Annotated in this window: 29 protein-coding genes and 2 pseudogenes; 13 read left to right on the plus strand and 18 right to left on the minus strand. The window is 65.7% G+C overall.

Annotated elements, in window-relative coordinates; all coding sequences use genetic code 11:
- Positions 1 to 467 precede the first annotated feature (467 nt).
- Positions 468 to 686, plus strand: a complete 219-nt coding sequence (locus tag CIW48_RS18515; RefSeq protein WP_149312078.1) for a hypothetical protein — start codon at positions 468 to 470, stop codon at positions 684 to 686.
- Positions 687 to 940: 254 nt separating this feature from the next.
- Here the strand turns inward: CIW48_RS18515 and CIW48_RS18520 are convergent, their stop codons facing one another.
- Complete coding sequence (locus CIW48_RS18520; RefSeq protein ID WP_149312079.1) at positions 941 to 1,123, minus strand: hypothetical protein; 183 nt, start codon at positions 1,121 to 1,123, stop codon at positions 941 to 943.
- Positions 1,114 to 1,260 carry a hypothetical protein gene (locus CIW48_RS33325; protein ID WP_173009306.1) on the minus strand — a complete coding sequence of 49 codons (147 nt, stop codon included), beginning with the start codon at positions 1,258 to 1,260 and terminating at the stop codon, positions 1,114 to 1,116. The genes CIW48_RS18520 and CIW48_RS33325 overlap by 10 nt, the downstream gene beginning before the upstream one ends.
- Before the next feature lie 91 nt (positions 1,261 to 1,351).
- Between CIW48_RS33325 and CIW48_RS18525 the strand changes: the two genes are divergently transcribed.
- The 6 genes and pseudogenes from CIW48_RS18525 to CIW48_RS34065 all read left to right on the plus strand — a co-directional run bounded on the left by CIW48_RS18525 (position 1,352) and on the right by CIW48_RS34065 (position 4,169).
- Complete coding sequence (locus CIW48_RS18525; protein ID WP_246695314.1) at positions 1,352 to 1,582, plus strand: SH3 domain-containing protein; 231 nt, start codon at positions 1,352 to 1,354, stop codon at positions 1,580 to 1,582.
- Positions 1,583 to 1,782: 200 nt separating this feature from the next.
- A complete protein-coding gene (locus CIW48_RS18530; RefSeq protein WP_149312080.1) occupies positions 1,783 to 2,016 on the plus strand; it encodes a hypothetical protein in 234 nt (77 codons plus the stop codon).
- 109 nt (positions 2,017 to 2,125) lie between these two features.
- Positions 2,126 to 2,314 carry a hypothetical protein gene (locus CIW48_RS18535; RefSeq protein ID WP_149312081.1) on the plus strand — a complete coding sequence of 63 codons (189 nt, stop codon included), beginning with the start codon at positions 2,126 to 2,128 and terminating at the stop codon, positions 2,312 to 2,314.
- A gap of 95 nt (positions 2,315 to 2,409) precedes the next feature.
- Positions 2,410 to 2,634 (plus strand): hypothetical protein, encoded by a 225-nt coding sequence (locus CIW48_RS18540; RefSeq protein ID WP_149312082.1) that lies wholly within the window; start codon positions 2,410 to 2,412, stop codon positions 2,632 to 2,634.
- 90 nt (positions 2,635 to 2,724) lie between these two features.
- Positions 2,725 to 3,317: pseudogene (locus CIW48_RS18545) on the plus strand (integrase core domain-containing protein); the annotation flags it as partial.
- A gap of 468 nt (positions 3,318 to 3,785) precedes the next feature.
- On the plus strand, positions 3,786 to 4,169 hold the full coding sequence (locus CIW48_RS34065) for a hypothetical protein (RefSeq protein ID WP_149312084.1): 384 nt from the start codon (positions 3,786 to 3,788) through the stop codon (positions 4,167 to 4,169).
- 11 nt (positions 4,170 to 4,180) lie between these two features.
- Here CIW48_RS34065 and CIW48_RS18560 read toward each other — a convergent pair whose 3' ends face one another.
- From CIW48_RS18560 to CIW48_RS18575, 4 genes are all read right to left on the minus strand, one after another.
- Positions 4,181 to 4,753: a hypothetical protein gene (locus tag CIW48_RS18560; protein ID WP_149312085.1), complete on the minus strand. Its 573-nt coding sequence runs from the start codon at positions 4,751 to 4,753 to the stop codon at positions 4,181 to 4,183.
- 115 nt (positions 4,754 to 4,868) lie between these two features.
- Positions 4,869 to 5,105, minus strand: a complete 237-nt coding sequence (locus CIW48_RS18565; protein WP_149312086.1) for a hypothetical protein — start codon at positions 5,103 to 5,105, stop codon at positions 4,869 to 4,871.
- A gap of 157 nt (positions 5,106 to 5,262) precedes the next feature.
- Entirely contained in the window at positions 5,263 to 5,481 is a 219-nt protein-coding gene (locus tag CIW48_RS18570; protein ID WP_149312087.1) for a hypothetical protein, read from the minus strand.
- A 195-nt stretch (positions 5,482 to 5,676) separates the two neighbouring features.
- On the minus strand, positions 5,677 to 5,892 hold the full coding sequence (locus CIW48_RS18575) for a hypothetical protein (RefSeq protein ID WP_149312088.1): 216 nt from the start codon (positions 5,890 to 5,892) through the stop codon (positions 5,677 to 5,679).
- 270 nt (positions 5,893 to 6,162) lie between these two features.
- Here CIW48_RS18575 and CIW48_RS18580 point away from each other — a divergent pair, with 270 nt between their 5' ends.
- From CIW48_RS18580 to CIW48_RS18600, 5 genes are all read left to right on the plus strand, one after another.
- Positions 6,163 to 6,348, plus strand: coding sequence for a hypothetical protein (locus tag CIW48_RS18580; RefSeq protein ID WP_149312089.1), 186 nt, complete (start codon positions 6,163 to 6,165; stop codon positions 6,346 to 6,348).
- 83 nt (positions 6,349 to 6,431) lie between these two features.
- A complete protein-coding gene (locus CIW48_RS18585; RefSeq protein ID WP_149312090.1) occupies positions 6,432 to 6,674 on the plus strand; it encodes a DUF6522 family protein in 243 nt (80 codons plus the stop codon).
- A gap of 80 nt (positions 6,675 to 6,754) precedes the next feature.
- Positions 6,755 to 6,958 (plus strand): hypothetical protein, encoded by a 204-nt coding sequence (locus tag CIW48_RS18590; RefSeq protein ID WP_149312091.1) that lies wholly within the window; start codon positions 6,755 to 6,757, stop codon positions 6,956 to 6,958.
- A 203-nt stretch (positions 6,959 to 7,161) separates the two neighbouring features.
- Positions 7,162 to 7,530, plus strand: coding sequence for a hypothetical protein (locus CIW48_RS18595; RefSeq protein WP_149312092.1), 369 nt, complete (start codon positions 7,162 to 7,164; stop codon positions 7,528 to 7,530).
- 98 nt (positions 7,531 to 7,628) lie between these two features.
- A complete protein-coding gene (locus CIW48_RS18600; RefSeq protein WP_149312093.1) occupies positions 7,629 to 7,874 on the plus strand; it encodes a hypothetical protein in 246 nt (81 codons plus the stop codon).
- A 116-nt stretch (positions 7,875 to 7,990) separates the two neighbouring features.
- On the opposite strand, the gene CIW48_RS34070 is transcribed toward CIW48_RS18600, so the two are convergent.
- From CIW48_RS34070 to CIW48_RS34555, 3 genes and pseudogenes are all read right to left on the minus strand, one after another.
- Positions 7,991 to 8,500, minus strand: a complete 510-nt coding sequence (locus CIW48_RS34070) for a hypothetical protein (RefSeq protein WP_246695315.1) — start codon at positions 8,498 to 8,500, stop codon at positions 7,991 to 7,993.
- A 23-nt stretch (positions 8,501 to 8,523) separates the two neighbouring features.
- Positions 8,524 to 8,820 (minus strand): AAA family ATPase, encoded by a 297-nt coding sequence (locus tag CIW48_RS34550; RefSeq protein WP_281407359.1) that lies wholly within the window; start codon positions 8,818 to 8,820, stop codon positions 8,524 to 8,526.
- A pseudogene (locus CIW48_RS34555) lies at positions 8,802 to 9,041 on the minus strand (AAA family ATPase); the annotation flags it as partial. The gene CIW48_RS34550 and the pseudogene CIW48_RS34555, both read right to left, overlap by 19 nt.
- Positions 9,042 to 9,734: 693 nt before the next feature.
- On the opposite strand from CIW48_RS34555, the gene CIW48_RS18610 reads away from it, so the two are divergent.
- Positions 9,735 to 10,982, plus strand: coding sequence for an NAD(P)/FAD-dependent oxidoreductase (locus CIW48_RS18610; protein ID WP_149312094.1), 1,248 nt, complete (start codon positions 9,735 to 9,737; stop codon positions 10,980 to 10,982).
- A 393-nt stretch (positions 10,983 to 11,375) separates the two neighbouring features.
- Here the strand turns inward: CIW48_RS18610 and CIW48_RS18615 are convergent, their stop codons facing one another.
- From CIW48_RS18615 to CIW48_RS18655, 9 genes are all read right to left on the minus strand, one after another.
- Complete coding sequence (locus CIW48_RS18615) at positions 11,376 to 12,308, minus strand: glyoxylate/hydroxypyruvate reductase A (protein WP_149312095.1); 933 nt, start codon at positions 12,306 to 12,308, stop codon at positions 11,376 to 11,378.
- The gene (locus tag CIW48_RS18620; protein ID WP_149312096.1) at positions 12,305 to 12,760 is read right to left on the minus strand and encodes a type II 3-dehydroquinate dehydratase; all 456 of its coding nucleotides are present in this window, start codon (positions 12,758 to 12,760) and stop codon (positions 12,305 to 12,307) included. The genes CIW48_RS18615 and CIW48_RS18620 overlap by 4 nt, the downstream gene beginning before the upstream one ends.
- Positions 12,761 to 12,837: 77 nt before the next feature.
- Positions 12,838 to 13,785, minus strand: coding sequence for a LysR family transcriptional regulator (locus tag CIW48_RS18625; protein WP_091776720.1), 948 nt, complete (start codon positions 13,783 to 13,785; stop codon positions 12,838 to 12,840).
- A gap of 59 nt (positions 13,786 to 13,844) precedes the next feature.
- Entirely contained in the window at positions 13,845 to 14,519 is a 675-nt protein-coding gene (locus tag CIW48_RS18630; protein ID WP_149312097.1) for a DUF1028 domain-containing protein, read from the minus strand.
- Positions 14,516 to 14,938: a RidA family protein gene (locus tag CIW48_RS18635; RefSeq protein ID WP_091776717.1), complete on the minus strand. Its 423-nt coding sequence runs from the start codon at positions 14,936 to 14,938 to the stop codon at positions 14,516 to 14,518. The genes CIW48_RS18630 and CIW48_RS18635 overlap by 4 nt, the downstream gene beginning before the upstream one ends.
- Positions 14,939 to 15,398: 460 nt before the next feature.
- Positions 15,399 to 16,016: a glutathione S-transferase gene (locus CIW48_RS18640; RefSeq protein ID WP_149312098.1), complete on the minus strand. Its 618-nt coding sequence runs from the start codon at positions 16,014 to 16,016 to the stop codon at positions 15,399 to 15,401.
- Between the two features lie 66 nt (positions 16,017 to 16,082).
- Positions 16,083 to 17,228 carry an ABC transporter ATP-binding protein gene (locus tag CIW48_RS18645; protein ID WP_149312099.1) on the minus strand — a complete coding sequence of 382 codons (1,146 nt, stop codon included), beginning with the start codon at positions 17,226 to 17,228 and terminating at the stop codon, positions 16,083 to 16,085.
- Complete coding sequence (locus CIW48_RS18650; protein WP_149312100.1) at positions 17,209 to 18,027, minus strand: ABC transporter permease; 819 nt, start codon at positions 18,025 to 18,027, stop codon at positions 17,209 to 17,211. Before CIW48_RS18650 ends, CIW48_RS18645 begins: the two co-directional genes overlap by 20 nt.
- On the minus strand, positions 18,027 to 18,890 hold the full coding sequence (locus CIW48_RS18655) for an ABC transporter permease (RefSeq protein WP_149312101.1): 864 nt from the start codon (positions 18,888 to 18,890) through the stop codon (positions 18,027 to 18,029). The genes CIW48_RS18650 and CIW48_RS18655 overlap by 1 nt, the downstream gene beginning before the upstream one ends.
- Positions 18,891 to 18,976 lie beyond the last annotated feature (86 nt).

Consider the following 18,976-nt stretch of genomic DNA (forward strand, 5'->3'; position numbering starts at 1 on the left):
AACACATCGCGCACAGCGCGCAAACGGAGTCGGAACATATGCCGGCACGCTCTATTGGTAATGAAGAGGTCGAGAGTTCAATCCTCTCTCGCAGCACCAGTCACTTAGCTCGGTTTTCGGGCTCTCCAAAAAGCTTCTGGGTAACGCACCGGGTAACGGCGGGCGGTCACACGTTCGTGATCTCACGCCCGCGCCGGATGCGCGGGCGGCGTCCGTGAAGGGCAGTCACGGTTTGGCAAGCCTCGCCGTGCTTAATTGTCATGCCAGTGAGTTTTCGACCGTCTCACGGCGCATCCACGCCCGCTCGCGGATATGCCCCTCAGCTGTTGCGGCGGGCGTGGATGGTGAACCCTCGGCGGCGTTCGCTTGAAATCACATGTTCCTCCTTCATTCGAGGGACGCTTTGCCTGGCATCCGAGCCTAGCCTTCGATCCTGCGCACCGACTGCGCTGCATGGGAGGACAACCATGGCCACTGCCTTGCTCCCCGCGCTCCAGCGCAACTTCCTGCTGTTCGTTCTCGCGTTCGCCGCCGCCACCCTGGCGTTCGGCACAGTGATGCTGACCTCCCCGCCGATCAGCGAGGCGGCCGTCTCGACCTTGACGGACGATGGAGTGATCCCACTGGTCACCAACTGCGAGTTCCTGCCGACCGGGGACGTCAACAGCTGCATCGTCTACCGTTGAGGGCTTAAGGCCCGGCCGTGGTCTCCGTCGGGCCGCCATATGGCATCGCTGAACTGAATACTGGCCCCCAATCCTTCTAGTCCGGCGGGCTGGGGGGCGAGCGTGGATGCGCTGCGCTGGAATTGAACCCTTTTCTGGAGTTCTGCATTTCGGGTGCGTCGAGAGTGCTCGACCTCCACACTCGCGGACTGGTGTGTCCCTCAAGCCGCCGTCGCGGGCGTGGATGCTCTCACCGGCAACATTACCAGTAAGCGTCACCGCAGTGCCGCCCGTGACGGCAGATCCGCCCGAGCAGCCAGGGCCTCGGCGATCCGCACTCGCTGCCTGGACCGGGCTAGAGCCGCATCCGCATCAGCCATCAGCAGCTCGTGCCGGAACAGGTCGAAGCGGGCCAGCCGGAGCATCCGGACTGCAAGGAAGGCGTAGATCAGCCGCATAGCGCCACCACCTCGTTCAAGAGTGCGATGAGAGCGCGATGCCCCTGATACTGGTCGCCGTCGTCGTGCTCGGTGATCATGAGACGCGCCTTCCCGGCGAGGTCGCGCAGGCTTGCGCTTGGCTCCTGAATGCGCACGACGATCGGAGGATGGATCCGACGGACAGCATCGATCTGAGGCCATCCGCCAGATCCTCACCGAGCACCTGAAGGCAAAGGGCTATCTGAAATGAAGCAGGTGTGGGTAGCCGCGATGCTCGCGGTAATAGCTGGCGGCTCGGCACAGGCGCAGCAGACCCTGCGGGTGATTGATACCGCGCCCAACGACGTGCTGAACGTCCGCGAGTTTCCTACGGCCGACGCCAAGATCGTTGGTGTGATCCCGCCCGATGGACGCGGGATCGTTCCGACTGGCGAGCGCAACGGCAACTGGGTGTTCGTGCGCTACCGGAAGGTCTAAGGCTGGGTATCTCGACGGTTCCTGTACTCAGAAACGCCGCCGGTACGGAGAGGTGGGAGCCTGGATCCGGATGATGCAGAGTAAGCTCAGCGGCCAGGGCTACGTGCGGCACCGGGACGGTCCTGAGGGGGCGAACTGACATCCTCGCCCGGCGTTGCCGCGTTGATGTCGCGTGGCGCGGCGTCCAATCTGGAAACTCGATGACCTACATCCTTCAACGGCTCGCCGCGGGCAGCTTCGATCTCGTCCTCGACGGCAAGGTGGTCGGTAGCCTCGTCAGAGACGTGTCCGAGGACGGTCGCGAGGGCGATTGGATGGCCGAGACCCTAGACGACAGCCCGCCCTTCCCTGCGCCGTTCGAGCGCGCAAAGCACACATTCCCGACACTGCTGGGGGCTGCGGAGTGGCTCGACGCGACTGTTCCCGATCTATGATCTGGGCCGCACCCGTTGAGGCGTTGAACCGCCCTCGAAGCCGCCGGCGTCATCTTCATCGAGGAGAACGGCGAGGGCCCAGAGCGGCTCGTACCGATAGGAGCTAGACATGCTAAGTCCGGTCGAAGCCTTGCGGAAGCTCCGCAACGACATGGTAATGGATCGCCGCAAGCTGGTGGATCAGCAGGAGAGTATCCAGAACGTTCAGGCTGAGATTGAGGCAATTGATAGAGCGATTGCGGACGAGGAAGCTATACAAAGCAGTGCCAGCACAAAACTTGGCAGCGCCTCAATTTAAGATCTGCCCCCATTTGGACCGTTCCGCATTCTCGTTCCGTACACTCGCGCGTCCCATCCGGCTGCCGTATGCTTGGCGGCAAGCAGGAGGATTCCATGGCCGATCAAGATCGTGCGCTCATCGAGACCCACGGCGAGCGAGACAACATCGCCTTGGCCCAGTTAGGGGCGGCCGTGATCCTGGCGTGGCCCTTGTTGGATCCCGACATGCAGCGCGATTTGATCGCGACAGCAGCCGTCGTGGATGGCGTCAAAAGAGATTCGAGCTTTGAAGAGGTTCTGACCCGGCTGGTTCAAATGAACAATCGGAGCAGAGGTTGAACATGCCTACCGGTCCCAAAGGCCAGAGCCGCGGTGCCTGACCTGACCGTCCGGCTTTGGACCGGGCTGATTGAGAGGATCAGCCTGGACCAGAGGAGTTGGGGATACTTCGTCCAAGCCCAGACGCACGATGGGCGGAGCCTGCGCATCCTGACGCTGATCGACGCGCACAGCCGGGTCTGCCTGGCGCTGAAGGTGGCGCGGCGCATCAACAGCGTCGGCGTGATCGAGGCGCTGGCCGACGCCATGTGCCTGCACGGCATCCCGGAGCACATCCGCTGTGACAATGGCCCGGAGATGAACTCCAAAGCACTGCGCAAGTGCGTCCTGGCTCGCAGATCCAGTACATCGCTCCGGGCTCGCCGTGCGAGAACGGGTAGTGCGAGAGCCTCAACGGGAACCTTCGTGATGCGTGCCTGCGTCAGGAGATCTTCTACTCGCTGAAAGAAGCGCAGATCGTGATCGGTCTACGGCGAAACACAGACAACCGCGTCCGCCCGCATTCGTCGTTAGGCTACCGCCCGCCCGCGCCTGTCAGCGACCCGGATCGGGCCTTCCGGCCACCAATGGCAGCGACCATGCAGTCGCCTCGCAAATGGCCCGGTCCAAAATACCGGTCCGGTCACCTTCGCCATCTGCTGCCCGTGGGTCTGCACGATGTCGCGGATGAGATTTGCTGCTGACTGAGGGGGCATGCTGACATCATGCAATAGGTCTTCGAATGGAGTATTGACGCGCGATCGAAACAGCCGAGACTCTCTGGGAAGGACTGCATCCGGAGAGGTCAAATGCCGGAGTTCGCGATCTCGGAAAACTGTGATGGGCGCTGCACAGTTATTGCGCCCGGGCTCGTCGTGGATGATCTGAGCCGCGAACTCGCCGAAGCCTTCGTAGCTGCATCTCAAAGGGCCTATGAGAGAACGTCGCGAAGGGCGACGGAAGCGGGCCACGCACACCCACAAGACGCGGTTCGGCACCACGTCTCTAACCGGCTTGTCTGAGGCTCCGATTTCGGCCGCGCTGGTAGGGCGCACTCGTCGCGGGGCTTGTGCTCTCAAGCACAGCGCAGGCTGGATTGTAGTGATGTTCTCGCCACTGCACCGTCATCGCCAACGTGACTTGTGGGGCGTGGGTGCTGGAGGGTCTCCACCATGTTGACTCGCACCGCCATCAGCTTCGCCGCCCCGATCTTCCTGATCGCCTCGTGGGCTGCTCCGGCCCTGGCACAGCCCGCCGCAAATGGCGGCGCCAAGCTCCTCATTCACGGCAACTACTGCGGCCCCGGCAACAACGCCCCGCTGCCACCAATCGACGCTCTCGATGCAGCATGTGCTCACCACGACGCTTGCACGCCGGACGTCGGGCTGCCCTCGAAAGCCTGTAACCTTCGGCTAGAACGCGAGGCAGAGGCGGTCGCTCGGGATCCGCGGCAGCGAGATGATGTGCGCTCTCTGGCCGGCTTCGTAGCCTCGTTCGCTGCATCCAATCCGTCGAGTGTGGCTCCGCCAATTCGTGCAGCGAAGTTGGCTCGATAAGAGGCTGACGCTCAACCGCCCCCGGCCGAAGCCATCGTCCGTCCCTTCCGCAAGACGACATCCTTGAAGAGGTTGCCGGCGGTCGAGGTGCGGACGTTCGTGTCCGGTCCTGGCCGCTGCACGACGACGCTGACGCTGCCGTTGTTCTCGATGTGCGGGCCTCCCACGACACCTGCACGTCCGGCTGAGGCATCGAGGCGGCCCTCGCCCTTCTGCATCGCCTCGAACGCTTTCCTAGCCTTCTCCCGGGCAGCCCGACCCCCGCCGTCGGCGGCCAATCCTTGCGGTCGATCCTGGACCGATCCATGCCCCGGATCTGGGCAAAAACTCGGACGGTCCTTCCGAGCGCTCGGCCCCTTGACCTTGCCGCCCCGGTAGGTTTCCGCCCGGCCGCACAGCAACTGCTCCGATGCCTCGACATTCACGAGGCCATCAACAGTCAGCACGAGGCTGCCCTTGGCTTCCCAGCGGCCAACCGTCGAACGGTTCACCCCGTGACGGCGGGCGAAGGCGGCTCTGGTCTCAGTTGTTGCCATGTTGCGTGAGTTGCCTGTTGCGCGTTGCATGGTTTTGGGACTTTGCACCTAGACAAAGCTTTGCTCGGGCGGACCCTCAGGTTCTCCCCTCGCTTGGAAGGACCCGGGAACTCGCTTGACCGGGCACCCTCCGTGCGGAGAGCCCTGATGGGTCCCACCTTCCTCAAGCGATGCAGCCCCAATCCAAGACGGCGAGCGTGAAGCACATCACGGACGTCGACCCGGTCTCGCGGCAAGGTTTCGTTAACCACGACGGCCTCCGCTGATTGGGCGAGTCGGCCCGGCGGGTTCGTGTCGGCGCGGCAGTTGCAGTTCTCAGCAAAGGAGAGGTGCGATGGATCAGCAATACGGCGACGACCACGAAGACCGTCAGCAGATGGAGTGACGTGCCGGTGGTCATGGTGACGTCCTCAATCTCGGGAGAGACCGCTGCAGCGGGGCTCGCCGGGTGGCACTGGCTCAGTGCCGTCAGGCAAGGCGAAGTTGGCGGCCTCGATGAGCGCGGCCCGCTCGCGGATCTTCTCCAGTAGCGGCATCAAGCGGTTGGCCTCGATGACCTACTCATCGGCGAGCTTGGCAACCTCGGCAGAAGTCTTCATGGCCTTGCGGTGCAGATCCTTGCGGCGCTTCTGCTCGGTCTCGTGAGCCGCCCTGGTCTCAGCCTCGGCGAGCACCGCGGCGGCGTGCTGCACCTCCAGCTGGTCGAGCCGGATCTCGGTGAGAGCGATGCGGTGGTCGAGGGCAGCCACGTCGTCGGAGGTGCCGTTCAGCAGCACGACGGACCGGCTTGGCTTCCAGGGCCTCGCGTTCGCCCTGGGCGGCGTCGCGCTCAGCGCAAATCCGCGTCGCGCTGCGCGGTGTATCCAACACCACCGGCTTCAGGTCAGGCCGGCTGCGGCCGAGGCTGACATAGGAGGCGACATGGCGGTCGTTGCGGATGTTGGCGACCGGAAGGTTCAAGCCGGTCTCCCTCAATCTGCACGAGCGAGGGCGGGTGCGGCCGGCGGTGCGAGGACCGTCATCCGGGCTGAGCCGACACCGTGACGGGCGAGGTGAGCGCGCAGACTCTGGCGCGTGAATTCACTCATCGTCTGGCCGCGCTGACCGGCGGTGGTCTCCACCGCTCGGGCGAGATCGGTCTCGGCCTTCAGCCGGAGCAAAGCGTCTCGTCGGAGAGAATTGGTCATGATGTGACTACGCCTCAATCACTGCGCAGCTAGAACGATGGATTACATGATGCGCCGCAGCAAGATGCTGCCGTAGCTATCTAAAATTCGCCCGCTGTCGCTTTGTCGGCCTTAGTTATGGAGCGGGATGCTTCGTTATATCCAATGCCGGATATTCATGCTAATTTGTCGCGCCTTCGAATTTCGTTTTCCAGTGCCGATCCGAGAACTGAACCACGCAAGGAGTGGTCGGATAATTTCTGCAAGCTCGACCATTGGAAGGAATTCGCCATGAGCGCGCACATCTATCGAGACGTGAACACCAGCTCGGCAAGCGGAACGGCTGCCAACAAGCCGGCTCATCGATGGGGTGAAAACGTCAACTTGGGCGATCAACTTCCCAGCCCATATCTACTCGGCATCGCACTCTCGGGCTCGGCGGTGGCGTGCCTGCTGATCCGGTTGATCATCGGTTGAGCGCCACGGCCTGCCTCAAGCCTAGGCGCGCTATCGTCACTCGCTGCCTCGCTACCGCTGCCGAACTGATGAAGGGCCGCCCCATGAGGCTCACCTTCGGACATCTGGGCGATTGGATCGTCGACCCCCGCGAGCTAGCGCTGTGTCTCGGCATGAGCGCGACGGACCTGAGGCGCATGGAGCGTCAAGGCCAGGTCGATGCGCGGATCAAAGCCGGCAGTGATGAGGGTGCTGGTCAGACACTAGTGACAGTCCGTCTGCCCGATAGAGGTTGGCGCGGCACCTTCGACCGGAGCGGCGCGCTAATCGGCGAAGATTTCTGGTGACGTCACCGCCTGGCAAGCCGGTCGCTTCGTGACTGAGAGATGTGCTTGCAGCCGACGGGCATGGTCGGCATAGCTCGGCCATGACGAACGACGTGCCGCACCCCTACTCTATTACCATCGAGCCCCTGAAGAAGCCGGAAGGCCAGTTCGGCTGGGCGCTGCGGAAGTACGGTAAGCTGTCCGAGCGATCGGACCGCGCATTCCTGACGGAGGAAAAGGCCTTCGAGAACGCCATGCGGGCGATCGAGAACGACACGAAACCGACTGGCGGCGGCCGGCGCTGATCCGCCCATCGCTCGGCTCTGGTTGGCTGCGCATGTGAAGTTGCAGGCGATCGCCGACCTTCTTCGCCCGTCCGGTCCGCCGGCCACGCCGTGCACGCTGCCGCGCCGTCATCGGCTCGATACCGAACTCGCGGCCGCTGCTTTGATCTGCATCGACTCAGGCCGGTTAGGCGCGGCCAGCGCCGACCCATCGGAGGGCTACCATGCAGTTCCTTAGCTGGCTGCTTTCCAAGATGATGCAGATCATCTTCGGCAGCAGACACGAACGACGCGCCGACTCGGTCGCTGCGGATAAGGAGGCCGGTGTCTTCGAGGGCGAGTATTCGAGCCGGGCGCGCAGTTTCGAGAGTGACTACAACGCCGCCGTCAAGTTGCTCAGGGATCGATTGGATACGAGGTATCCGAGCGGCCACTATGGGCGGCTGAGATCTGGCGAGAACAGCCCCTACGACCACGGAGAGGATCGCGCCATGGCCGTCGATACGATGTCGACCGCCATTGCCATGGCCCTACGCGAGGGAGCGACCGTTCAGCAGGCTGCCGAAGCAGGCGCAGCGAGCGCCGGCATCTAGGGTCAGGTGATAGTCCTGCCGGACCACCATTTGGCCACATCGTCCGCTGCCCAATCGCATCCTGCTGCGTTGTCCCTGCCGAACCGCAGGAGATGCCCATGGCCTACGTGACGATCGAGAAGGATGGCGAGCCTTGGATGTTCTGCCATTCGACCCATGAGGGCGAAGTCGAAAAGCAAATCAGAGCCGCGAGCCTAGAGGCGCCTACCGCCACTTTCTCCTCTCGACCTTCGACGACAATCGAGAGCCAGCACTGTGCCGATGCCATGGATGCGCAAGGCGGGGTTTTCGAGGACCCGTTCAAGTTCTTCGCCGTGCCGGTGATCGACGACAAAGCCGCCTAAGCCTCGCGGCCGGAAAATGCGGACAATCCGGGCAGATGTCCCGTTTGTCCGGCGTCCGACACCGGACGGACAGGGCAAAACCCTGGGGATCTGTCCTGTCCGTTCGGTCGCGGGACTCACTCCGACGCCTCGATCAGCCAGAGGTGGTCGACGCCGTTCAGGGTCACCGAGCCGATCAGGCTGCGGCCGAGGCATGCTTCGACGGCTCGGTTGAACGCCTTGCGCTTGGCCTCTGACCGCTTGGCCTCGTCATCCCCATCGGCTGGGTTGATGGAGAAGAGCGCCGTCCTGACAGCTTGCAGAGCGACGGCACGAACCTCAGAGCCCTCGTTGCCGAACGGCCACGCGCGGATGCCATGGTCGGCGAGGCTCGTCAGAAGGGCTTGGCGGAACACTTTCGACGATGTCGGCCAGCGCTCCCTTCTGGCCGCGACGGCTGACGTAGAGGTGCGGTCCGTCTGCCAGTTCACGACACAGGTCGTGATCGGCTCGCGGTCGTAGTTCTCGCCGACGGTGACAACTTCCAAGTCGAAAGGGATCTCGTACCCGCTGCGGGTACCGCGCACCTTCCGGATCGCCATGCGCGTGTTGCTGATAGCGCCACCCTCATCACGGTTGGCGAGCACAGCGAGAACCGCAGCCGCTTCCTTTACCGAGGAGCCCCGGGTGCCGGTCTCGGTGGTCTTGCCGAAGTGGTCGCTCCGAGCACGAACTCCCCCGTCTGGCGGCGCAGCGCCTCCATGGCGTTCATAACCCGCTGCGCCTCAGCGGCTGAGTTCTCATCGCCGAAGCCGGCCGCGGCCGCGACGGTGTCCACGATGATCTGCGCGAGTGGCAGGTCGAAGACCTGGCGCAGATGCTCAGCCGCCTTTGCCACCGCAACGAGTTGGGCGACCGCCTCTGTGTTGAGGAGGCGGGGGCAGTCGTCTATCCAAGCGAAAGGCAAGTGCTCGTCGGGTTCGGAGCCGAGCTTGCCCTGGACGAGGCCGCGGAGGCGGATCGGGCGACGAACAGGACGCCACCTTGTCGGATGACACGTCGTCCCGCGAACGGCTGGCCGGTCATCACGGACGCGGAGAGGTCGATGGCCGTGAAGGTCTTCCCGCAGCCCCACTGACCGGGCATCAACCCCTTGCCGGTCTCGCTGATGAGATCTTGGACCAACCAAGCTCGATCGGCGTCCGGGTCCGCTTCGCCGTGCCACCAGACTCGTGTCGCCGTTGGCCGCCTTGATCTCGTTGTCCAGGCGGACCTTGGCGCGCGAGAAGCCTCGGATGGGCCCCTCCCCTGTCGTGGTTAGAAGAAGGTCGCCCTGGATCCTCGGGAGAGCCTTTAAGACCGTTTGCGCCGATCCGCTCAGCGGGATGATACGCGACGATCCATTCTTGGATCGTGCTGCCGGCAGGTGCCATTCCGTGCCCTGCTCGTGCAGCTCGGTCCGCGTGAGGCCCGCGACCTCGTCGCGCCGCTGCGCCGTGAGGATCAGCAGCTTCACAAATGGCCCGAACGGCCACCCTACCCTTTCAGCTCCGGGCCAGACCGACCTGTCGACGCTGAGACGCGTTCGGGGCGTCGGATCGCCGCGTCGCACTTACGGTGTCGCACCGTCGTGCGGTCAGATCGTTGCGTCCCGCCCGGCTCGAGCTGGTCTTTCGGGTCCTGATGCTCTGACCGGGGGTCGCGCAGTTCGCTTTTTCCGAAGCGTGCGATAAGAAAATCGTGCTTGTGCTGTCAAGATCCAGCAACTTCAATACTCGCAACAACTTTCGTGATCCTCACTAAGGCAGATCGAAGGTCCGCGCCTGACGGCGCATCGCGCGCGTCTGCGTTCAGAGCGCCTGGGACGTTTTTGGAGCTGATATGTCAGTCGAAGCCACCGACACCCTGGTCGTTGGGGCAGGCCAGTCCGGCATCGCGATGAGCGAGCATCTCAGCGCATTGGGTATTCCGCACATCGTTCTTGAGCGCAGCCGCATTGCGGAGAACTGGCGTTCCATGCGCTGGGACTCGCTCGTCGCCAACGGTCCGGCCTGGCACGACCGATTTCCGAACCTGAAATTCGAGGACGTGCACCCGGATGCATTTCCTGCAAAAGACCGGATGGCACAGTATTTCGACGATTACGCCACGATGATTGAGGCTCCGATCCGAACGGGCGTGGAGGTCAAGCACGTCAAGCACAGCCAGGGCCGGCCCGGATACACCATCACCACCTCGGACGGCGTCTTCGAGGCTCGGCGAGTCGTGGCGGCGACCGGACCGTTTCAGGTGCCGTCGTTTCCGGAGATCATTCCGACCGATGCGCCGATCGATCAACTGCATTCCTCGGCCTACAAGAACCCTCAGCAACTGGCCGCTGGCGCTGTGCTGGTGGTTGGATGCGGCGCTTCGGGTTCGCAGATCGCCGAGGAACTCTGCAAGGCCGGCAAGACGGTGTATCTCTCGGTCGGCGAGCATTACCGGCCGCCCCGTGCCTATCGCCAGCGCGACTACACATGGTGGCTGGGCGCGCTCGGCCTTTGGGACGAGGTCAAGTCGAAGCGCAAGAAGCGGCACGTCGCTTTCGCCGTGAGCGGCTACGAAGGCGGGCGGACCGTGGACTTCCGGCGACTGGCCCATATGGGGGTGACGCTCGTCGGGGTGACCAAAGCTTACGAGGACGGCATCCTGCGCTTCGAGGACGACCTCAAGAGGAACATCGCCCAAGGCGATGAGGCCTATTTCGAAGTCCTGCGGGACGCCGACGCCTATATCGAGCGCAAAGGCATGGACCTGCCGCCCGAGCCCGAAGCGTGGCAGCTCCTCGAAGATCCGGCCTGTCTCAAGCAGCCGATTGCCAGCCTCGATATCAGGGCGCTCAACATCACGACCGTTCTCTGGGCCACCGGCTTCAAATATGATTTCAGCTGGCTCGACGTCGATGCGTTCGACGAGCAGGGCATGCCACTGCACAAGCGGGGCGTCTCGGCCGAGAACGGTATATACTTCCTCGGACTTCCCGATCTGACGAACCGTGCGTCGGCTTTCATCTACGGATGCTGGCAGGACGCCAAGCACATTGCCGACCATATCGTCATTCAGCGCAACTACGACGCCTATACGCGCTGATGAGCGGCGGATCCGTCGGGATTCCATGCCCGAGACGGAATGTGTTCCTGCGCCCGATGAAAGGGCGCGCTGGCAGTCTCCGCGCGTCCGAGCCGAGCCGTCTCCGGCCCGTCACCACGGATTCACGCGCCTCCTTCGCTCTCGCTCTCGCCTGCCAGCGCCCTCCAGGCCCGAACACGGGTCAGGAAGACCTCTCCTCACAAGCAGGGGCGAGGACGATGCGCGCCAGGCCTAGGCGATCAGCTGACCCGTAGGAGTGCGGTCACGGCCGCCTCTGATGCCGGGTCGGTGCAAGAGCGCGCCGCAAGCGAGCGCGTTGCGACAGCCCATAGGAACTCCCATGGGCGCGTCCGCGGGCCTGGCGCTTCCCACCGACCCGCGAAGGGGGCATTGTCAGTATCCCCTTGTAAGATCAACGCGCTGCGCCGGGGCGTGACCTGCCCGCACCCGCTGGATGTTCTCGGCGATCTGCCGGGCGGCCGAGGCCGGAATCGCGACCGAGGCGAGATGGGGCGTGACGAGGACGTTCTCCATCCCCCAGAGCGCGTGCCCGTCGGCGAGGGGTTCGGTCTCGAAGACGTCGAGGGTCGCGCCGCCAACATGGCCCGACGCCAGGGCCGCCACCAGGGCCGCCTCGTCGATGACCGCCCCGCGCGAGACGTTGACGAGCTTGGCGCCCCGCGGCAGCGCGGCGATCTCGGCCGCTCCGATCAGGCGCCGGGTCTCGGGCGTAAGCGGCAGCATCACCAGCAAGATCTCGGTCTGCGCGAGGAACGGGATCAGCGCATCCGGGCCCGCGTGGCAGGCGATCCCCGGCAGCGTCTTCGGCGTGCGGGACCACCCGGCGACGGAAAAGCCCTGACGTGCGAGTTCGAGCGCTGCCGCGCCGCCGAGTTCGCCCAAGCCGAGCACGCCGACCCGGATTTCGCGGGCCTCGCGCGGATGGACGTAGTGCCAGCGGCCGGCACGCTGGGCTGCCTCGAAAGTCGGAATGTTGCGGGCATAGCGCAGCACTGCGAACAGCACGTAATGCGTCATCATCCGCGCCATTTCGGGGTCGGACAGGCGCGTCACCGGCACATCGGGTAGGTCGTCCCGGCCGGCGAGGGCGTCGGCGCCCGCGCCGAGGATGGTGACGAGCCGGAGGCCGGGGTAGCGGGCGAAGAACCCAGCGGGCGGCTTCCAGACAAGGGCGTAGCGGACATCGTCCTCCGCCCCGATCACCTCGGGCGTCCTGACGCGAAGATCCGGCAGAAGCCCCTCCAACGCGGTGCGCCAGGGCTCGACCGGATCGACCGCGCTCGCGAAGACTAGGGTTTCGCTCATGTCCGCGCCTCGCGCACTCGGGTTGCGAGGGCTGTGATCGCGAGTTCGTAACCGAAGCCGCCGAGCCCCGCGATGACACCGGTCGCCGCCCGCGACATGTAGGAATGGTGCCGGAAGGGCTCGCGCTTCCAGATGTTGCTCATGTGCACCTCGATGATGGGACCGGGGAAGGCGAGAAGCGCGTCGAGGATCGCGATCGAGGTGTAGGTGAGCCCGGCGGCGTTGATGGCGAGACCCGCAACCGTCCCCCGCCCCTCCTGGATCCAGTCGATCAGCACGCCCTCGTGGTTCGATTGCCGGAAATCGAGGGCGACGCCGACGGATTCGGCGTGGCGCTCGCAACGCGCCTTCAACTCTGGGAAACTCTCCGTCCCGTAGGTGCCGCTGGGATCGAGCCCGTAGAGGTTGGCATTCGGGCCGTTCAGGAAGAGGATCGGGATCGGAGCGGTCATGCGGCCTTCCTTGAAGGATCTCTCTGCCGTGACTGGATCGGGGCCTGCCCGCCCCGGCTGCGCGGGGGCGAGGAGGGTCAACGCGGCACGCGCCTCTCGATGGCCGGGGCGACCATGCCGGGGATGTAGGCATCCGAGATGAAGGCCCGGCAATGCGTCTCAAAGGCTTCCACGAGGCGCGAGCGATTGAGCTGTTTCAGGCGTGCGAGGCCGATGCGCATCGGGCGGTGGGTGCCGGCGAGGCGCACCCGCTTGAGCCTCTTCCCGTCGAGGGCGAGATCGGAGCGCGGGCGCACGTTGAACAGGGTGTAGCCGTGGCCGTTTGCCACCATGGTGCGCACCACCTCCTGATGCGCCGAGCGGGCAACGACCTTCGGCTGCAGACCCTCGGCCATGAAGAGGGCGAGGAAGTATTCGCGGCTCAGCGGCAGGTCGAGCAGGATCATCGGCTCGTCGACGAGGTCGGCCATCGCGACCGCCGCCTGTTCGGCGAGAGGATGCCCCTCCGCCACCAGCACGTGCGGCGGCAGATCGACAAGGGGGGTGAAGTGGATGTCGTTCGGCACGTGCAGATCGTAGGTCAGCGCGACTTCGGTCTCGGAACGGCGCAGGCCGGTGATCAGCTGTTCCTGATCGCCCTCGACGTAGCGGATCTGCGTGGCGGGGAAGGCCGTGGTGAAGGCGTGGGCGAGTTCAGGCACCAGCATCGGTGCGAGAGTCACCATGCAGCCGAGCGAGAGAGGCCCCCGAACCTGGCCGCCAGCTTCTGAGGCCAGGGTGTAGAGGCCCTCGGCCTGCTCCACGAGGGCTTTGGCCTCGCGCAGCACCTCGCGCCCGATCGGCGTCAGCGAGAGCCCCTGCGCGTGGTGGCGCACGAAGAGCTGCACCGAGAGTTCCCGCTCCAGATGGGCGATGGCCGTCGAGATCGAGGGCTGTGAGATGTGAATGCGCTCGGATGCGAGCGTGATGCTTCCGGTCTGGCCGGCGGCGATGAAGTATTCGAGTTGGCGCAGGGTGAACCGCATCCGCCGCTTTCAGCGAGCAGCCAAGCCGACCGGAATGCCGCCGCGCGCCCCGTCACCGTTCATAGGTTGCCCGGTACTCCGTAGCTCGGGGCGGCGACCGGGTCGAGGGCGCGGGTAACGTAGGCGTCGAGTTGCGGATGATAGAGGTCCCACAGCGCGGAAAGCGCCGCGATCGGGCAATCCTCGGTCCAGTCGACCCGCAGGTCGGCGACGGGCCACGCGACCTCGCGCACCAGCATCAGCCCGGCCGAGTGGACCGGTCCGGCCTCGCCGCCCGCGGCCAGCGCGGCCCGCATGGCAGTGAGCAGACGGTCACCGAGATGGCCCGACGTGCCAAGGAAGGCGTCGACCATCGCCTGGGGGACACCCGCATCCGCGAGGAGATTGCCGCCGCAGGCGACGTCCGCGGCGCGCGCCTCCGCCCAGATCCCGAGCGCCCTGGGGCCCGAATGGATCGCCGCGCCTCCGGCGGCGTCCACGGCGAGCACCTGGCGGTACTCCATCTTTCCGCCGGCCCGCCGCAGGACCGCGACGGCCTCCGCGGCGTCGGCGCCGAGCGCCATCAGGTCGAGGGCACGGCGACCGAGCGCAGGATCCGTGACATTCTGGCTCGCGACCGCGCCGATTCCGGCACGGGCGTGGGCACAACGCGCCGCCACCGCGGGCGAGGAGGACGATACGGCGACCCCGAACATGCCGGTCGACGCGCAGCGCGCCACGATCGAGAAGGTCACGCGTCCTCCGGGATGACCGCGATGGCGTCGATCTCCACGAGCCATTCGGGCCGAGCGAGCGCGGAGACGACGATCCCGGTCGAGACCGGATGGACGCCCTTCAGCCAGCGCCCGACGGTCCGATAGACCGGCTCGCGATAGCGCGGATCGACGAGGTAGATCGTGATCTTGCAGACGTCCTCCAGCTTCGAGCCCGCCTCCTCCAGAAGCATCGCGATATTGGCCATCGCCTTCTCGGCCTGACCCGCCGCGTCGCCGACAGCGACGCTCTCGGAGGTGTCGAGATCCTGGCCGATCTGCCCGCGCACGAAGACCATCTGCCCCCGTGCCACCACGGTCTGGCAGAGATCGTTGTCGATCTGCTGCTCCGGATAGGTGTCGCGCGTGTTGAAAGGCCGGATCCGTTTGTGGACGGTCATCGGGTCGTTCCTACCTCCGGGAGCGGGGGACACGGTTGCGGCGATGCGCCGGGCGGCTCTCCCGCCACTGGAGCAGCCACCCGGACAGCGCCTGTGTTGAGACTGAGGAGGCCGAGGATATCGATCCGGCCGTCGGCAACAATAAGCACTTGCCGTGGTTTTGGTTCGGAAAATCCGAAGCCGCCGACCGCCCGACCCGGCCGAAACGAGCGACTGACGTGTTGACCCTGGCGGGAGCCGATTGGTTGGAAGTGCTTGTCCTGCACGAAGGCACCAACGCGGCGCAGTTCACCCTCCGCGGCCGGGCATGACACTCACCGGCTCCACCTGCACGTCACGATCGCGTCCCACGTCGACGATCCGGGGCTCCCTTGCCGAGTGGCCGTCCGGCCGCGACGTGTGCGCTGAGGTACCCTACGGGACCGAAGCGGCCCTGTCGTTGACCCGGCCTCCGCTTCGATCAGGCGGAGGCGGCATCAGGCGTCGTGTGCACCATTGACGGACGCTGGCTGAAGGCCGCGTACCACGCGGTCGCTGCTGGCCGGCCGCTCCGCCAGGCCAGATCGGGGAAGCGGAAATCGAGGTAGCCGAGGGCGCAGCCCGCCGCGACCGCGCCGATATCGACTTCGCCCGCATCCCGCGTGAGCGTAGCCTCCATTCGGTCGAGGGCGCCGCCGATCTTCGCGATCTGGCCCGCCTCCCACGCGTCCCAGCGCGCGGGGGCCGGCCGCATGACGCGCTCGTAGCGAAGCAGCAGCGCCGCATCGAGCAATCCGTCCGCGAGCGCTTGGCGGGTGAGCGCGTCCCAGCGGGCTTCGCCCTCGGGAAACAAGCGGGGGCCGGAGGAACGCACATCGAGGTATTCGCAGATCACCCGGCTGTCGAACAGGGCGGTTCCGTCGCCGGTGATCAGGGTCGGCACCTTGCCGAGCGGGTTGTGGCGCGCCGTCTCCGGATTGCGTTCTGTCGGCGTCGCGATGACCGGCACCCTCTCGATCGCTTCGGCCTGGCCGGTTTCATGAGCGACGACCATGACCTTCCGAACGTACGGGGAGGTTCTCGCGTAGAGGAGCTTCATCGGGTGTGTTCCTGTCCCGGCCAGAACCGGCCCGGCAACGCGCGACGCCGCAAGGGCCGAACCGCATCACGCCTCCGGCGGGAAGGCGACGAGGCCGCCTTGAGGCACGAGGAGGCCGACCGGTGTTCCGGGCGCGTAGGTGGCGAGCGCACCCTGCCCCGGAACCCGCACCACCACGCGCCCGCCCTCGTCGAGATCGGCATGCAGATCGATGTGGGTGCCCTGGTACACGAGGGCTGCGACCTGCGCCGGCAGGGTTCCCGCTTCGCCGGCCGGCCGTACGCCGAGATGATCCGGCCGCACGAACACGTCGACAGCGGCGCCCGCCGCGCACGTGCTCAAGGCGCCGGCCGCGACCTCGCGGCGCAAATCGCGGATCGCGACCGTAGCGCGCTCCCCCGCGCAGGCCTCGAGGCGACCGGGCAGCAGGTTCACGTCGCCGATGAAACCGGCCACGAAGCGATCCTGCGGATGCCGGTAGATCTGATCCGGCGTGCCGAGCTGGCGGACCCTGCCGGCCGACATCACCACGATCCGGTCCGACATGCTCAGCGCCTCGCCCTGGTCGTGGGTGACGAAGACCGTCGTCACCCCGAGCCGGCGCTGGATCTCCTTCAGCTCAACCTGCATTGCCCCGCGGAGGTTCTTGTCCAGCGCCGAGAATGGCTCGTCGAGGAGCAGCACCCTCGGCCGGATGACGAGGGCGCGGGCGAGCGCCACGCGCTGCTGCTGTCCTCCGGACAGCTGGCGGGGAGAGCGGTCGGCAAACCCCGTCAATTTCACGAGGGCGAGGGCCGCGTCCACGCGCTCGGCGATCTCCCGCTTCGGGACGCCACGCATGCGCAGGCCGTAGCCGACGTTCTTCGCCACGCTCATGTGCGGGAACAGGGCGTAGTTCTGGAAGACGATGCCGATCTCGCGCTCGTAGGGCGGCGTGGCCGTCACGAGGTCGCCCCCGATGAAGATCTCGCCAGCATCCGCTTCCAGGAAGCCGGCCATCAGATTCAGCAGAGTGGTCTTGCCACAGCCAGAGGGGCCAAGGAGCGTCAGGAACTCGCCCTGCTCCACCTGCAGCCAGGTCTCCTCCAGCGCGGTCACAGCGCCGAAGCGCTTCACCACGCCGTCGAGGCGCACCGCCGGGTTGCCCCGCGGGCTTGCGGCGGCCCCGGGCAGGCTCGCCGGCGGGGGGAGGTCAACGGCCTTGCTCAACATTCAGGACCTTGCCGAGCCCGAGGAACGTGTTGGCGACGATCAGAAGGGTGGCCGTCACCGCGATGTAGATCACCGAGACCGCCGCCAGCGTCGGGTCCGCGAACTCGCGGACGTAGCCGTACATCGCCACCGGCAGGGTCTGGGTCGCCTGGCCCGTCACGAAGAGCGAGGCCGTGAACTCGTTGAAGGAGAGGATCGCGGCGAACAGCCAGCCGCTGACGAGGCCGGGCGCCAGCAGCGGCAGGGTGATGGTGCCGAGCACCCGGCCCGGCCGGGCACCGAGGCTCGCCGCGGCGAGTTCCAGTCGCTCATCGATGTTCTGGAGCGAGATGTAGACGCTGCGGATCACGAAGGGCAGCACGACGATCACGTGGGTGAGCACCACGACGGGAAAGCCCCGCGCGGCGCCGATCCCGGTCGCCAGGACCAGGAGACCCAGACCAATGGTGAAGTGCGGTACGATCAGCGGCGAGAGCAGCACGCCCTCCAGACCCCCCTTGAGGCGGAAGCTGTAACGCTTCAGGGCAATCGCGAAGCCGGTGCCGACGGCGAGCGCAATGGTCGAGGCCCAGGCGGTGATGACGAGACTGTTCCACAGGCCTGTCTGGAAGTCGCGGTAGGTCAGCGCCCGGGTAAACCAGCGCGTCGAGTACTTCGCCGGGGGGAAGCTCAGGATCGCCCGGTCGTTGAAGGCGGCGAGCGTCACCACGAAGGCCGGAAGAACGATGAAGGCGAGGATCAGCCCGACGAGGAGCTTGCCGGAGATCCCCAGGATCTGGGTACTGAGGCCTCGGCGCATCAATGGCCTCCGAGGGCTTCGAGGGGACGGGCGGCGCGTCGTACGAGCCACATCGTGCCAAGCGCCATTACGAGCCCGGCGAGGCTCAGAGTGGCCGCGACCGGGAAATTGAAGGAGGAGAGACCGAGCTGATAGACCAGCGTCGAGACGACGCCGATCTTGCCGCCGCCGATCACCTGGGGCGTGGCGAAAGCGCTGAAGGTCCAGGCGAAGGCGGTGGTGAAGCCCGCCACGACGCCCGGCATCGAGAGCGGCAGGGTCACCGTGAGAAAGGCGCGCACCGGCCCGGCCCCGAGGCTCTGGGCGGCGCGCTCGTAGTCGCGGTCGATATGGGCGAGGGCTGCCGCCAGCATGATGACCATCACCGGCAGCGTTACGTGGACGAGGGCGACGATCACCCCGAGTTCGGTGAACATGAGCTGGATCGGCCGGTCGATCAATCCGATCTGGCGCAAGCTCGCGTTGACGAAGCCCGTGTTGCCGAGCACCACCGTCCAGGCATAGGTACGCACCACCTCACCCAGGAAGAGCGGCGTCACCGCGATGATGAGGATGATCGATTTCAGCAGGATCGAGCGCGTGCGCACCAATGCGTAGGCGACGGGATATCCGACGAACAAGGTGATCAGCGCCGTCTCGAAGCAGATCAGCACGGTGTCGCGCAGCGCCCGCAGCACGATCGGCCGCGTGAGATCCGAGAAGTTCTCCAGCGTGAACCCGCCGACGTCGAGGGAGCCAGGCACGTAGGCGTGCAGGCTGTAGCGCAGGATCGCGACCATCGCGGCCACGATCGCGGTGGCCACCAGCACGGCCGGCGTTACGAACAGGGGCAGGAAGGGCCGGCGGCGGATCGCGGATTTCATAGGGCTCCCCGGAACGCTCTCCTCCGCTGTGTCGGGAGGAGCCGGAAGTGGGGGTGATTCAGGGTGAGGCGGGGCGGTGCCTGCTG

The organism is Methylobacterium sp. P1-11 (genome assembly GCF_008329595.1).
Lineage (GTDB): Bacteria > Pseudomonadota > Alphaproteobacteria > Rhizobiales > Beijerinckiaceae > Methylobacterium.